This window comes from Paenibacillus xerothermodurans (genome assembly GCF_002220865.2).
Classification (GTDB): Bacteria; Bacillota; Bacilli; order Paenibacillales; family NBRC-103111; genus Paenibacillus_S; species Paenibacillus_S xerothermodurans.
In genome coordinates this window covers 12,762-27,602 of sequence record NZ_NHRJ02000006.1, presented here as the reverse complement: position 1 = coordinate 27,602, position 14,841 = coordinate 12,762, and the positions used below count along the sequence as shown (strand labels likewise).

Genomic DNA, 14,841 nt, shown 5'->3' with positions numbered 1-14,841 from the left:
GACTACTGTTGCAAGACGATTTTCTGCGACTGGCTGTCACTGTGTACACTGGTAGTGGACGCTTCGGCCCGTTGGCAAGCAGTCACAACGGCGGGGAGAGGGGGCAAGTCGCCCCCTTGCTTACATCACTTCTTGCCAGCGGTGAAGGCATAGACGTTACCGTCAAATGCACCCACAACTAGCGTGTTACCCGAGATTGCGGGTGAAGAAGCTACCCACGCACCGATTTCGTATGACCATTGGACCGCGCCGTTCTCTTTGTCCAGCGCATATAAGTAACCGTCGTTTGAGCCTACGTATACAGTGCCGCCGGATACCGCCGCGGACGAGATAATGCCGCCTTTGGTGGCTGCGCTCCACAGCTTGGCGCCTGTGTCGGCGCTCAGCGCTTCGACTCTGCCGTTCGGGAAGCCCATATAGACGACTCCCTCGGCCACGGCCGGGGAAGCGCCCGTGGTATTTCCTGCGATATACGAGGTGCTTGTGTCACTTTTGTAACGCCACTTTTCGGTGCCGGTGTTAGCATCCAGCGCAACGATCAGACCGCCGCCGTAGCCCATGTACACCGTGCCGTCGGCGATGGCCGGCATAGAGTGCATCCAGCCGCCGGCCGGACGTGCGCGCCACGATTCTTTCCCTGTTTTCGCATCAATGGCGATCAGGTAACCACCATCCGCACCGACGAATACCTTGCCGTCTTTTACCACAGGCGACGACTCCGTGATCCAGCCTCCTGCCAGCTTGGCGGTCCACACGGTTTCTCCTGTCGCTGCATTGAGCGCCATCATTTCTCCACCGCGCATTGAGCTGTACGCTTGATACACAATGCCGTCTTCAACGGTAGGGGAGTAATACATCCAAGCCCGGTTCACTTCGCCTGCGCCAACCGTCTTTTCCCATAGCTTGTTGCCTGTATCCGCATCGAGCGCGTAAAGGGTGCCGCGGATCGTAGACGCATAAACGATGCCGTCTACAACAGCAGGAGAAGCTTGCACTTGCGCGTCGGCTGCGAATTTCCACTTTTCCCGGCCCGTGACCAAATCCAGTGCGAGCACGGTATTTTCCTTCGTATCGTTCTCGTCTCTTGTTCCAATAAAGACTGTATCTCTAACGATAGCGGGAGAAGAGGTGAGAATAGTTCCTTCGGTCAAATGGCTCCACGCCAGCTTCAAATCCGGCGGCAGCTTATCGAGTGCTTCGCCCGTGTGCTGTGCATTACCGTGGAACATCGGCCAGCTTTTACCCTGTTGCGGGCGTGCCGCTTCGGATGCTTTTACCAGTGTGAAGGTACTGCTCTCCGACCAGGTTTTTCCACTGTCGTCTGTCACCCGGACTTCGATCGTGTGCTCGTCGAGCGATTCTTTGCCCGCTTTCCATGTGTCAGACCAAGTCATCGCACCAGATCCTGTGAGGGACTTCCAAGAGCCGCCATCCACGCGGTATTTCGCTTCCTTTACGTTACTTGATGTGTTGTAGGCGTTCACCTGCACTTGGACATCGCCCTGCGGAACCGTGCTGTGCGGCGCCGGATTCACGATCGTGAGGCTCTGCTCTACGCCGTAATACTTGTACGGATTCGTGGATTTGTTCCCTTTAAAGGAAATGACACGGAAGCCGTTCGGTGTCTGGTCTATCGTATAGGAGCTGGAGTTAGTCACCACGTGTTTGGCCGTTTCAATCGTATCCGTGGCCACGTCGTTCACATGAGTATGCCCCATCAGCAAGAGGCGGGTGTTATACTGCCCGAGCAGGTCAATATACTGCTTCGCCTCCGATGGGTGAGGCGTCTGTGGATTGTTGAACGGCCGGTGAGTGATAACGACAATCTCCTTATTTTTACCGTTTCGTTCCAAATCGGCTTTCAGCCATTCCATTTGATCCGCTTCGCGCATACCGAGATTATTTTCTAATACGATGAAATGCTTCTGGCCATAATCAAAAGAATACCATTCCGGGCCCAGGTAAGTGCGGTACCGGTCGATTCGGGCGGCATAATTGGCCCCGCCGGTGAAATCGTGGTTACCCACTGCCGGATAAACCGGTAACTGTGATGTGGCCGTGCTGGCGATGAAGTCCTTGTACTCTGCGTCGGTCGAGTTGTTCGTTATATCCCCACTGATGGCGATAAACGCAGGGCCGCCGGTCAGTGCATTCAATTGCGCCAATTGATCTGTGAAACGCTCACGGTTGTTGGTCGTTCCGGCCTGCACATGCACATCGGCAATGCCGACAAAGATAAAGTTCGGGTGCACCGACGCCGGCGCCGGCTGCAAACCGAACTCCGCGCTGCGGGTCTCACCTGGCTGCAGAGCGCCTAAATTTTGATAAAACTTCGGAATTTTGTACTCATTCGTAGCAACGGCGAAGCCGCTTGGAACTGTCACAAACACCACATCCGTCGCTCGGCGATCGGTGTCCACCGGCAATATGTATTTCCCTTGGTCGTCCGTCCGGACAATAGCAGCACCGTCCGACACGCTGATCCCCGGAAGACCAATTTCACCTTTGTCTTGCACACCGTTTCTATCCGTATCTACGAACACCGTCCCGCTCACCGTTGCTTCGGGCGTGCCGGCCATGACCGGCTTATACACAGCGGCAAGAGCCATAGCGCACATGGCCGCGACGCTTAGCACCTGAACTCGCTTCGAGCTGCATTTGAATTTCCGCAATAGCGACACTTCATCTCCTCCTCTTTCCACCAGGGTTAAGTTTGAACCAATCCAGATGCTTATCCGTCCTTCGCCAAGCTGCTTTTTTTCGTGGCATTCCCCCTTTCGCGGTAGGTGGCGTGCACGTCAGGCGAGCATCCGCTCCCAATACCAGAAAAAGCCAAGTGCAAACACAGAGACCATGGCGACCGCTTCCACACGACGGGCCCAGTTATATCGGCGAACAAGCAACAACGGTACGAACAACAGACCAATGACCAATAATTGCCCGAGTTCTACACCAATGTTAAATGCGCCTAGCGACAACAGCGAGCTGGCCTTCAGCGGACCGGTGAGCTCTAGAGCCCCGGCGAAGCCGACACCGTGCATGAGGCCGAAGCCGAACACGATGTATGGGCGCGCTTTATTTTGCCGCATGATGCAAGTCTCAATGGCGACGTAGGCTATGCTCAATGCAATGAGCGGTTCCACGGTCTCAGACGGCACCGAAATAATATTTAGCGCTGTCAATCCAAGCGTCACACTGTGGGCGAGGGTGAAGATGGTTACGGTTTTCAGCACGTCCCTGACCGACTTCGACGTGAGCACCAACGCCACGACAAATAAAATATGGTCAAGCCCGATCATGATATGGTGGAACCCAAGCTGGATAAAGCGCATCGCTTGTCCTATGTACCAGGTTTCACCTAACGGTAACCCGCGGTTCAGCGCACTAAATACGTATTGCCCCTCACGGCCGTTCAGCTCATAGCTTGTGATGTTCCGGTGAAGCTCGTCGTTGTCATCGAAAAAAATTCCATAGCTGATTTCCACCGCATTTGAATTGGAAGCGTTGGGGTAATCGAGAACGAGATTGGCGTACAGGCGGCCGATTCTAGTATCCACCCAGGATTGCACCAATGCGCCATCGACCGGTTGTCCGTTGATGTAGACCTTAAGATTGTCTTGGATGTAAGTGAGAATAGCAGCCCGATTTTCCTCCAATTTGCGTGCCAGCTCTGTAGCAGGCATGTCCGGCATGGCTTCCAGCATCACGACGCGGCCAAGTTCGAAGTAATCGAGCATAAGATGATACCTCAGCTTGCCGGGCTCTCCAGACACTTTGGAGAAACCTTCGCTGTTATCGGTATGCGCCGAAGCTGGAGGAGCCGCCAATAATCCGAAGCAGAGCATGAGTATCACAATGATTGTGCGGTGTTTCGTGAACAACCAATAAAACCTCCTTTCGTTTTTACGACCGCGTTTACATTATAGAGAGGAAGTGTGAACTGTGGGACAAGTACAAGTAAATATTTGGTAAAGCCTTAAATGGCAAAGAACAACGGGGCGAAGCACAGCTATTTAGCATTTGTGTTGAATAACGAACCTGCGCTAAGGCTGTAGTCGGGCGTTGGCATTCCGAGGTTTACCAATATTGGTACCGGGTGAAGGAGGATAGCTTAGGTTTCAACAAAAAAATTGAAACCATGAATTGGAAAAGTTATACTGTTTTTATAGGGCAAGTTGTCGAACTAAGGAGGGAGTATTTTGCTCGCTGGTTATCCGGCAATATGGATTCAGGACTGCGAATAGGAAAGCGTTTGCACAGGAGTCGGAGATAACAACGAGGCATTGAAGTACGGTACATAAATGAGAAGGAGAGCGATTCATGGAAAAGATCAAAAATCGTTGGCTCATTGCCGCAGCGGCCGTTGGAATCCACATCTCGATCGGCTCCGTGTATGCCTGGAGTGTCTTTACCAAGCCACTCATTAATCAATTTGGGTGGGACCTTCAGCAGGTCACGTTCACGTTCAGCTTGGCTATCTTATTTCTTGGCCTTTCTGCAGCTTTCTTAGGCCATTTTGTGGAGAAGTACGGTCCGCGCAAGGCTGGACTGTTAGCCGCGGCCTTCTTTGGAGTGGGGATAGCGGGCTCCGGTCTGGCTGTACACTTGTCGTCACTGCCTTTGTTATACTTGTTTTACGGAGTATGCGGCGGTATTGGTCTGGGGGTCGGGTATATCGCACCGGTGTCCACGCTCGTCAAATGGTTCCCTGACAGAAGGGGGTTAGCCACGGGTTTGGCGATTATGGGTTTCGGCTTTGCATCGCTGGTCAGCAGCCCTATCATCGCACAGCTGATCGATTCAGTCGGGATCGCCAGCACATTTTACATATTGGGAACGAGTTACTTCGCTTTGATGCTGAGTTCCTCACTGTATCTCGCTCCGCCGCCGGCCGGCTGGATGCCGGAAGGATTCAAAACGGCTGTTGAGACTGGGAAAAAGAAACTGAAGGCGGATCTGTCTCAGCTCACGGCTAACGAGGCGGTGAAAACCGCACGGTTCTGGATGCTATGGCTGATGCTGTTTATTAATGTTACGTGTGGTATCGCGATCATATCTGTCGCCTCTCCAATGGCGCAAGAAATTGCAAACATGACCTCCATTGCGGCCGCATCCATGGTTGGGCTAATGGGATTGTTTAATGGGCTGGGACGCATCGGCTGGGCGTCATTGTCGGATTATATCGGCAGACCGAATACATACACCGCGTTTTTCTTGATTCAAATCGCAGCATTTTTACTGCTGCCGGTGGTGGCCAATGCACAATTGTTTCAGATTGTAATCTTTTTGATTCTCACGTGTTATGGCGGCGGCTTTGCATCCATTCCGGCCTACATCGGCGACATGTTCGGCACGAAGCAGCTGGGTGCGATTCACGGTTATATTTTGACCGCATGGGCGGCAGCGGGATTGGCGGGGCCGATTCTGGCCACGTGGGTACGTGAAGCGACCAATAGCTATATCGGCACACTGTACATTTTCGCGGCACTGTTTGCGGCAGCTCTAGTAGTATCCTTATTAATCCGCTTGGAGATACGTAAGCTTCAATTGCGCAAATCTCAACCTTCAGTTGAACGCGCAGGTTAAATAATTCTTAACGTTTTATAAAAAATGTGAAGGAGGATATGTATGAATTTAAAAAAGAAGATCTTGTCCGTTACTCTATCCAGTCTTATGGCAATAAGCGCTGTTTCCGTTGGCGCTGCCCCAGTTGGTGCAGTGGGGAATGGACCAGGAGCTGGTCAAGGCTCTATCCAAACTTCAATTCTTCACACGTATGACAGCATGGTAGGATACTTGAAAACACAAGATACTAAGCAAAAGTCAATGGATTTGGAGATCATCGGTCAAACTGTGAAGGGCAGGGATATTTATTTGTCAAAATACATATCGAATCCTGCTAACCCTACCATTCTATTTTTAACTCAGCAGCATGGAAACGAACAGCTGACAACGGAAGGAGCGCTTGAATTCATCAAGCACTTAGGCACAAACAAAACAAAAGATGTCTTGGATAAAGTGAATATCTTAATTATCCCTATGTTAAATGCCGATGGTGCCATGGGTGATGTTAATTTTTCCTTGGAGAACTACTTGGCTGATGGAGACCGCCACTTAACGCGGTATAATGCAAACGAGATAGATTTGAATCGTGAACATGATAAACCAATAAGCAGCATGGAAGCTGAAGTGAAAGCCTTATATGAAAATGTATTTGAAAAATATCATATCGACTACATGATTGACCTGCATCATCAAGGAACTACCAGCCAAACAGATGGCGAACTTGTTTCGGGATCCATTCTTTATCCGACTAATTCTCAAGTCAAGCCTGATGTCCTAGAACGTTCTAAAAAACTAGGTGCAGTCGTGTATCATGCTATCGAGAATACGGGTTGGGGCCACATTGGAAAATACAATGGCGGTTCCGGTGAAGAAATCGGACGCAACGGAGCAGCTGTCCGTTATGATATATCCACTCTTCTGTTCGAAATGCGGGGCATGTCCGATCACTACATCGAATCCTACGCGCTTGGACAAAAAAGTAACGGTTACCTCATTAAACAAACGATTACCACCTTAGCTTCGACGGTGAGAGCTATTGCAGATGGTTCTATCGATACCGTTGATACAAGCTTTTGGGATTCTCTCCCTACTCAAACCAATAGAGCCGGTAAAGTGTCCGATGAATAAAAAAGCACAGCGACACTCCTGCGACTGAGCAAACACCTATCAATTTACTTCGAAAACGCTGAACAACCTCAGATTTTATTCATCAGCGTTCAATGAACAGCACAGATGTTATAAGTACACAGTACATTGCCGATGCCACTGCTGTGACGCAAGAAAAAGGAACCAACCTTCAGGTGTAGGTTCCTTTTTCACGTTGCTGCAGTCATTATTCGGCTTCGGATAAAAGCAGCATTTGCTCGAATAAATAACTTGGTTCTTAGCAGTTGTCTTGGCTCAATACATAGCGTCATCGGCATTCTTGATCAGCTGGTCATAACTCATCTAAAATCCGAACCAGGAGCATTTAAGAATAGCTGAATCATTGTGTAAACAAAGTAAGAAGATCCAATCACCAAAATAACTCCAACTAATGCTTTGCAAATAGTCAAAACATTTCTATTTCTTATACCTTTCATTAAATGCCTTATACTTATCCATGCCAAAGTAATTAATAATATCAGTATAAAAGATAGACCAATAATAATTTCCATGAAAACACTCCATTTTTCAAAAGAAGGACCTTCGTGTTAAGATCCTTTAGTTTTTTCCTTTCAGAAACTGTTCATTGGCTGTAGTTCCTTCCTTTAAAGCTATCATACAATGCCCTTACGTGATAGACTGAACGCAACCCATCACAACCATTGGAAAGAAGGATACATGTTGAATGTCCCAAGTCGTTTGCAAATGCAAACTTTTTTGTATACTTACACATGCCATGAGGATGAACTGCCGCTGTGCAGGCTGGAGCTGCGCACCTTGTTTGGCGTTGAGCCAAGGCAAGGATATCTGGAAAGCGGAATCGAACTTGACCCGAGCCGGAGTCCGTTTATGAAGAAGCGGCTGACGGTCAAATACATGGGTGACAGCTTAAGCGCCATTACCGACCAAATACGAGAGCTGGAGCTGGGCGGGCACACTTTCAAGATTGTGTACGTTGAGGCCGATGGCGATGCCGACTATAATGAGCAGCGCGCGATCGAGCGAGAGCTGGGAGCCCACGTACGCGGTCGAGCGGACATGCGCCAGCCGCAGCGGTTATACGGCATCGCTTACGCGGAAGGACGCTGGTTGTTCGGCGAATGCCGCACAAGCGAAGCGGTGTGGCTGCAGCACAATGACAAGCCGCAAAATTACTCCACGGCGCTCAGCACGCGTGTTGCGCGGGCGGTGGCTAACATTGCCGTTCCGCGCACGCCCGGGGTGAAGGCTGTGGACCCGTGCTGCGGCATCGGAACGGTGTTAATTGAAGCACTTTCCATGGGAATCGACATTGTCGGATATGATATCAATCCGTTGGCCGTCAGAGGAGCGCGCGTGAATTTAGCGCACTTCGGAATGCCCGATGTAGTGTCCATAGGGGACATCAGATCGCTAAGCGGCAGTTACGATGCCGCCATCGTTGATCTGCCGTATAACCTGTGCTCAAAGTTGTCGTCCGAGCAGCGTTTGGAGATGCTGGCAGCAGCACGTCGCTTGGCGGGCCGAGTCGTAATTATTGCAACGGAAACCATCGATGGGGATATCGTGCAGGCTGGCTTGACAATCTCTGATCGCTGCGTGGTGAGAAAAGGCGCCTTCGCGCGGCAGATTCTGGTGTGCAGCTAGGGGGTGAGGATTAATCATGAAAATGAGAAAATATGAGTCATCTGACCATGATGTTGTATGCGAACTGCATAGAGCTTATATTTTAGGAGAAGCTTCTTGGGCACTAAGGATTGGTCTTTCTATGTAGCAACAATATTTTACAAAATAGCTTTTAAATCAAAAATAGCGTGCGAATTATAATGCCAATTCACACGCTATCACTATATGCTTATATCAATTCTCTACTGCCACAAGCAGCACTCGCGACTGTATTTCTTGGGATGTCTTTATCGTCAGGCGGTCCCCGAGTGAGTGGGACATAGCGCCGACCGGTCGCATTACTTTAGCACGGTGCCGGAAGGGCTGCCGCTGTTCTCGCTCGAGCCGAGGTCGGAGCTGCCTTACAGCGACGCGCGATAGATCGCAAGAACGTCGTCACGTTCCAGCTTCTTGAAGTGGCCGAATGGACCGTTGACCATCGCTTTGTCCGCCATGAGCTCCAATTTGTCATCGCCGATTTCATAGTCCGCAAGTCGGCTAGGAGCGCCGATTGAAGTCCAGAAGTCGCGCAGCGCTTGAATACCTTCTACCGCGATATCACGGTCGGATTTTCCGGCTGGATTCACTCCAAACACATTGACGGCCAAACGCTTGAAGCGGTCCACGCCAGCGTCCAGCACATGATGCATCCAGTTCGGGAACAGGATAGCCAAGCCTCCGCCATGAGGAATATCGTATACGGCGCTCACCGCATGCTCGATATTATGAGTTGCCCAGTCGCCCTGGATACCCATCGACAACGTGCCGTTCAACGCCATCGTACCGGAGTACAGAATCGTCTCGCGGTGCTCAAAATTTTCAAGATCTTCCACCAGCTTTGGCGCGGTGTCTATAACAGTCCGGAGAATGGCCTCGCAGAAGCCGGTCTGCACAGGGGCATTGTCCGTGTGATGGAAATACTGCTCAAACACGTGCGACATAATATCAACCATTCCATAAATCGTCTGGTCTCTCGGCACCGTGAAAGTGAACTGTGGATCCAAAATCGAAAATTTTGGGAATGTGAGAGGACTTCCCCAGCCATATTTTTCCTGTGTTTCCCAGTTTGTGATGACGGAGCCGGCGTTCATTTCCGAGCCCGTAGCAGCCAGTGTCAGAACCGTGCCGAAAGGCAGAGCGTCCGTAGGCGTCGCTTTACGAGTGATGATATCCCATACATCGCCTTCGTATTTCGCGCCAACCGCGATTGCCTTAACACAGTCGATGACACTGCCGCCGCCCAAGGCGAGCAGGTACGCGATGTTTTCTTTTTTACAGATTTCGACACCTCTATGTACAGTGCTCAGGCGAGGATTCGGTTCGACCCCGGCCAACTCGAAGACTTGGGCGTTCAGCTTTTTCAGGTGCTCCATAGCACCGTCATATACACCGTTTCTTTTGATGCTGCCTCCGCCATACACCACCAAAACACGAACGTTTTGTGGCAGTTGATCGGGCAGCTGATCCAGCGAGCCTTTGCCAAAGATGAGGCGGGTTGGGTTATAAAACGTAAATGAATTCACAGAGAATCCCCTCCAAACTTTTTTGTTTGTCCTCCACTATACCACATCCTTTGCACAGGATGCTAACTGTCAAATGGGATTATATGTATTGTGGACTGCACAGCGCACTTATATTCTGACGGCCGATAACTGCAAGAACGACTGTGAATTCGTGAAAAGTTAACCGCATCCTAACATTATGTTAAAACTTCGACCGTTTACTAGAATTCTATCGCCCTAACATACGGACATACAGCAAAAAGTTTTTTGCCCTCGGGGTGACACAAGAGGATTTTTATCCAGCAGGATGCGTAGGTCTATGGATGGCTCTCGTAAAGTTTGAGACTGACAAAGGAAGCTTTGGCCCATTCGCACGGCTCCATATGAAAAATGCTATGATCAGCGTTTTGAAGCAAACCACACGAAAAAAGCAAAAAATATTGAATCACTGCCAACCGCTGCTGGAGGCTGCGCACGATGACGACAGCCGGCGGCCGCTGATCGATCTCATGCCTGATGAGAAATCCGCTCAGCCTGAGCAGTATGTTCTGGAACATGAGCAGGTAACCGCTCAGCAGCAGCGTCTTCAGCATTTCTTGAGCAAACTCACACATACGGAGCGAACCGTTGGTCATTTCTTACCTGCGGGGCTACTCATTTACCGAAACCGCGGCTAATACTGGCATTAACCCTAAGCGTGTGGACAATGCTTTGCAGCGGGCGAAAAAGAAAATTAGCCAGATCTCCTAACCTTCCGTGAACGCCAAACAATAAGGGACAAATGTAAACCCCGAATGGTATAATCAGGTTGACGATTCTCACCGGAAGGGGATGCATGAATGAATATTCGACTGCGTGGACATCATGTTCTTTGTTTGTTAGGTTATCGGGGAAAAGGTTATTCGGAACAATTTTGCGCAAACATGACATCGATTTATGAAACGCTGCGGCTTCATCCTGAAACATTGATCGAGATCATCGAAGGACCTGATGATATTTGTCAGGCTTATCCTGCAGATCAGCACCCCCACTGCCACAATGAAGGTATCTACTTGAAAGATGCTGCGGTACTCGACACGGTTGACGTCGAACTGGGCAGCGTTATAAGTTGGGAGCAACTGTGCAGCAGCATCAACACCAATGTCGTGCCGGATGATATCAGCCGGCTATGCGCCAATTGCCGATGGGAGCCGTTGGGATTATGCAAAGAAGGCGTATTGCTCGTAAACGAAGGGCGAAAGCTGCCTGCTGTGTCTGGTTGACGTAGGGTGGCGGATGGCCGCCAGAAATGAAGCAAGCTTAGTCTGCACCACCTGGAGGTGCGCGGCTAAGCTTTTTTAGTGTCGCGCGGCGCCGTCAACAGCATATACCATTTAAGACTTGCTCTCATAGAATGTATGACTTGATGAGAGAAGGAGATATGCGTTATGACATTGACTAAGCACGGCTGTCCCTTGCCCGAGAAAACAACGTTGGCACAGCGGCTCCAGTCGCTAATAGGCGGCATCTTCCGGGTGGAGCTGCCTGGTGGTGACGCGGTGACCGGATTTATGACCGAAGTGCACCACGACCATTTTGTCGTACAAGGCATGAAAATTTATTACGCCACGTCGTTCTATATTTATTTGAATCAAAAAGACGTCGAAACCAAACCATACGATGTTTCGATCGACGTGGAAGCGATAGGCAGCCTGCAAGGCCAATACGTGCGCAGCGGGAAAAATTTCATCGAAATCAACCAAGGTATCCTGGAAGGAACAGCGAGAGTTCTCCTTTTTCCGATCAACCAATTCGTAGATTATCACTGCACGCCCAGCAGAAACTCCTAATCGTGTGATGTTTTTGCATTCGACGGACTTTTATCGCATTCCGGCTTCGAATAAAACAGTAGCACGTCACGTTTTATAAGGAGGATTAAAGTGCCAAGTTTAACACCTGCAGCTCATTCACAATCGTTTACTATCTCAGAGATTTTCAAAGTGCCGGAGTTAGATATCTATCAACAGATGGTATGTTTTGTCCTAAATAATGTTATCCAAGCAGGCAGTCCCACTCCGCCTACAGTGACGGAGGTCGCGGCCAAAGGCCGAATGAGTGTGCAAGACGCCACCACAGCGCTTCAAAGCCTGTCTGAGAAGAAACTGATTCCGTTCAAGGTGTTTCGCGACATTGTTGGCGATTACGGTGACCGCAGATTGTCCTGGGCGGCCAAAGGACTGCTGCTATATTTGAACAGTCATCCCGGCGCAACTGTCGATGAGATGGTTGAGTTGTCGAACAATGACAGGGATGCTCTCCAGGCGGAGTTGAAGGAATTGCAAAAGCTCGGTTACTTGGAAGGAACGAACATTCTGAGTGATCTGGCCTAAACTTACATTACGTTCTTGGAAACCGGCGCGGCCGGTTTTTTTAAACATAATAGAAAGTAACAGTGTTTGGGGAGCCTTAGGGTTTCCCTTTTTTTACGCCGGGGATACTCGTTCCCAAGGTTTCAGCCAAGCGGGCCTTCTGAAAATCCAGTGGCTTCAAATTGGTGTAACATTGCGTGCTTCCACATTAAATTTCACAGATTTGTCACAAATATGGATGCAGGCTTGCTGCATGACAGATGGCGGTGGCTCCGGGCGGCGGGGGTTCGGCTGAGCGGTGATGACTACAATGTATGTCTGTTTCACGCGCGGTCGATCAGGTTATAGGATAGAGAAGCCAAAATAAGGAGGAGAAACCTATGAAAAAACGATTCATTCAGACAGCTGTAGTTCTTGCTTTAGGTTTGACGATCAGCGGCTGCGGCTCGGCGGATGACACGTCCGGCACCGGCACAGACAGTGGCACATCAGGTACGACTACACCAAGCACCAGCACCGGCAATACAGGTGACAGCACAAGCACAGGCAGTGGCTCCAGCAGCACTGGAACCGGCAGTGACACCAGCACGGGCAGCGGATCCGGTACTACCGGCTCGGGTACAGGCAGCACCGGCACGGGCACTGGAACAGATAGCACCGGCACGGGCACTGGAACAGGCAGCACAGGTACCGGCGGGACCGGCACTGGCGGGACAGACACGGGCACAGGCACTAGCGGTACGGATGCCGGCAGTACCGGCGGCACAAGTACCGGGACAGGTGCGAGCGGCACGGGAGCGGGCAGCACAAGCACCGGCACAGGTACTAGCGGCACGGGAGCCGACAGCACAAGCACCGGTACAGGTACAGGCAGTACTGGCACCACGACTCCGGGCGGCACCAGCGGAAGCGGCAGTGTGACGACTCCGTCTACAGGGACGTCAACCAATCCAAACCAAGGCACACCTAGCACGCAGCCGACGACAACTCCTTGACGATTTTTACGGACAGCTATTGACGCGAACATAAGAAATGACAAACAGGGACATAGAGGAGCGCTAGCAGAGAAGCGGATCAATCTGCAAGTCTGCTAACGTGACAACATAGGTTGTTTTCGCGAGCAACAGCCGGGCAAAGGGATTATCCTTCGCCCGGCTGTTTTGCTGTTTATTCAACGGTCGTTTTTCTCCGGGATAAGTAACTGTTTGTGACATGAAGTCTCCTATGTTTCATCGGTGTCACAGAATACATAAAATCAGAAAATGTTGAGCAGCCCCGAAGTCAATGGTGTTTTCATGTGAAATGTGAACATTCATTGAATTCCGTCTCATTTTGGTTCTTTATAACGAACTGTGTTGATGGGTACATACAATCCAAATCATAGCGTGGCAAAGGAGAAGATGAATGCAAACAACACAACGGTCTCTATGGTCAAAGCGAGTAGGAAAAGTGGTACTGAGCTGTTTTATGGCAGGTCAAGCGTTTCTCGGGTTCCCGCTGTTCGGGGGAATTGAAAATAAAGCGCAAGCGGCGGAGCAGCCAGCTGTCGTCAGCACTTGGATGTGGAATCCCTATGTCATCGGCGATGACAGAGAAGGCACGCTGCAGCAATTAAGTGACAAAAATGTCAATCGGGTTTATTTGTTTGTTGATCCAACGTACCCAACTGCGTACTACAGTAATTTCATCCGGGAAGCGGGTGCGAGAGGCATCGAGGTGCGGGCGTTGAGTGGCGCACCCAATTGGGTACTGCCCGAGCACAACAAAAAAATGTACGAATTCGTTCATTGGGTGAAACAATACAATCAGCAAGTTCAGCCGGAGGAAAAATTTGATGGCATTCATCTGGATGTGGAGCCGTACGTACTGCCGGAGTGGAAACAAGATTCGGATGCAGTCATTGGGCTATGGAGGGACACCGTCAGCGGTTTCGCGGAAGAAGTGAAGTCTGACTCCGATTTGGCTGTAGGCATGGACATGCCGGTGTGGTTGGATAAGTTCAATGTGTCGGACGGCGCTGGAGGCAGCACGACGTTGGCCGATTGGATGATTCGTCGGGTGGATCAAGTGACATTGATGGCTTATTTCGACAACGCGCAGCAAATGGCGGAATCGGTCAAGGATGAATTGAATCATGCGAACAGCGCCGGTGTTCCCCTGATAATGGCCGTGGAAACCGTCAACAACGGTGATCCACGCAGCAGCTTTTATTCGCACGGAAACGCGGCGATGCTAAACCAGTTGAACGCATTAACCACTGCCATGGGCAACAACTCTTCCTTCCAGGGGCACGCTGTGCATGAATGGGACAGTTGGATTAAACTAGACTAGATCTTGAGCTGCATGCCAGTCCGATGGGTACATCTCATTGGACTGGCGTTTTCCCGTACGTCGCTGATCACGTTTTTGAGCATAGCAGCCGTCCTAGCGGTCACGCAGTACGTCGCTGATCACGTTTTTGAGCATAGCAGCCGTCCTAGCGGTCACGCAGTACGCTGATCACGCTTTTGACCATAGCGGCCGTCGCAGCGGTCACGCATACCGCCAATCTCCCGCTTTCTATCTTCGTTGAAGCTCCTTTCAGATAACCTGCAGCAAACAGCAACCTGGTCACTCCGGTGCCGCCGCCCAATGCA

General features: G+C 50.5%; 15 protein-coding genes and 1 pseudogene. 10 read left to right on the top strand and 6 right to left on the bottom strand.

Annotation, left to right across the window (positions count from 1 at the left end; translation table 11 throughout):
* Positions 1 to 125: 125 nt before the first annotated feature.
* A complete protein-coding gene (locus CBW46_RS12165; RefSeq protein WP_089200275.1) occupies positions 126 to 2,681 on the bottom strand; it encodes an outer membrane protein assembly factor BamB family protein in 2,556 nt (851 codons plus the stop codon).
* 117 nt (positions 2,682 to 2,798) lie between these two features.
* Entirely contained in the window at positions 2,799 to 3,881 is a 1,083-nt protein-coding gene (locus CBW46_RS12160) for a HupE/UreJ family protein (RefSeq protein ID WP_089200274.1), read from the bottom strand.
* A 439-nt stretch (positions 3,882 to 4,320) separates the two neighbouring features.
* On the opposite strand from CBW46_RS12160, the gene CBW46_RS12155 reads away from it, so the two are divergent.
* Positions 4,321 to 5,586: an L-lactate MFS transporter gene (locus CBW46_RS12155; RefSeq protein ID WP_089200273.1), complete on the top strand. Its 1,266-nt coding sequence runs from the start codon at positions 4,321 to 4,323 to the stop codon at positions 5,584 to 5,586.
* 42 nt (positions 5,587 to 5,628) lie between these two features.
* Positions 5,629 to 6,693: a M14 family zinc carboxypeptidase gene (locus CBW46_RS12150; RefSeq protein WP_089200272.1), complete on the top strand. Its 1,065-nt coding sequence runs from the start codon at positions 5,629 to 5,631 to the stop codon at positions 6,691 to 6,693.
* Positions 6,694 to 7,010: 317 nt separating this feature from the next.
* Here the strand turns inward: CBW46_RS12150 and CBW46_RS21020 are convergent, their stop codons facing one another.
* Entirely contained in the window at positions 7,011 to 7,223 is a 213-nt protein-coding gene (locus CBW46_RS21020; RefSeq protein ID WP_133253973.1) for a hypothetical protein, read from the bottom strand.
* Between the two features lie 193 nt (positions 7,224 to 7,416).
* On the opposite strand from CBW46_RS21020, the gene CBW46_RS12145 reads away from it, so the two are divergent.
* Positions 7,417 to 8,337 carry a TRM11 family SAM-dependent methyltransferase gene (locus CBW46_RS12145; RefSeq protein WP_089200404.1) on the top strand — a complete coding sequence of 307 codons (921 nt, stop codon included), beginning with the start codon at positions 7,417 to 7,419 and terminating at the stop codon, positions 8,335 to 8,337.
* A 380-nt stretch (positions 8,338 to 8,717) separates the two neighbouring features.
* Here CBW46_RS12145 and CBW46_RS12140 read toward each other — a convergent pair whose 3' ends face one another.
* A complete protein-coding gene (locus CBW46_RS12140) occupies positions 8,718 to 9,878 on the bottom strand; it encodes an iron-containing alcohol dehydrogenase (RefSeq protein ID WP_089200271.1) in 1,161 nt (386 codons plus the stop codon).
* Positions 9,879 to 10,078: 200 nt separating this feature from the next.
* Here CBW46_RS12140 and CBW46_RS12135 point away from each other — a divergent pair.
* The 6 genes and pseudogenes from CBW46_RS12135 to CBW46_RS12110 all read left to right on the top strand — a co-directional run.
* Positions 10,079 to 10,534 (top strand): annotated as a pseudogene (locus tag CBW46_RS12135) (sigma-70 family RNA polymerase sigma factor); the annotation flags it as partial.
* Positions 10,485 to 10,607, top strand: a complete 123-nt coding sequence (locus CBW46_RS22300) for a sigma factor-like helix-turn-helix DNA-binding protein (protein ID WP_424446336.1) — start codon at positions 10,485 to 10,487, stop codon at positions 10,605 to 10,607. The pseudogene CBW46_RS12135 and the gene CBW46_RS22300, both read left to right, overlap by 50 nt.
* Before the next feature lie 89 nt (positions 10,608 to 10,696).
* Complete coding sequence (locus tag CBW46_RS12125) at positions 10,697 to 11,119, top strand: DUF1284 domain-containing protein (RefSeq protein ID WP_089200268.1); 423 nt, start codon at positions 10,697 to 10,699, stop codon at positions 11,117 to 11,119.
* A gap of 165 nt (positions 11,120 to 11,284) precedes the next feature.
* Entirely contained in the window at positions 11,285 to 11,686 is a 402-nt protein-coding gene (locus CBW46_RS12120) for a hypothetical protein (protein ID WP_089200267.1), read from the top strand.
* 90 nt (positions 11,687 to 11,776) lie between these two features.
* Positions 11,777 to 12,226 (top strand): helix-turn-helix domain-containing protein, encoded by a 450-nt coding sequence (locus CBW46_RS12115; protein WP_089200266.1) that lies wholly within the window; start codon positions 11,777 to 11,779, stop codon positions 12,224 to 12,226.
* Between the two features lie 359 nt (positions 12,227 to 12,585).
* On the top strand, positions 12,586 to 13,200 hold the full coding sequence (locus CBW46_RS12110) for a hypothetical protein (protein ID WP_089200265.1): 615 nt from the start codon (positions 12,586 to 12,588) through the stop codon (positions 13,198 to 13,200).
* Between the two features lie 63 nt (positions 13,201 to 13,263).
* Here CBW46_RS12110 and CBW46_RS21305 read toward each other — a convergent pair whose 3' ends face one another.
* Positions 13,264 to 13,419 carry a hypothetical protein gene (locus CBW46_RS21305; protein WP_165842280.1) on the bottom strand — a complete coding sequence of 52 codons (156 nt, stop codon included), beginning with the start codon at positions 13,417 to 13,419 and terminating at the stop codon, positions 13,264 to 13,266.
* A gap of 190 nt (positions 13,420 to 13,609) precedes the next feature.
* Here CBW46_RS21305 and CBW46_RS12105 point away from each other — a divergent pair, with 190 nt between their 5' ends.
* Entirely contained in the window at positions 13,610 to 14,536 is a 927-nt protein-coding gene (locus CBW46_RS12105; RefSeq protein WP_089200264.1) for an alpha-amylase family protein, read from the top strand.
* 145 nt (positions 14,537 to 14,681) lie between these two features.
* Here the strand turns inward: CBW46_RS12105 and CBW46_RS21300 are convergent, their stop codons facing one another.
* Entirely contained in the window at positions 14,682 to 14,819 is a 138-nt protein-coding gene (locus CBW46_RS21300) for a hypothetical protein (RefSeq protein ID WP_165842279.1), read from the bottom strand.
* Positions 14,820 to 14,841 lie beyond the last annotated feature (22 nt).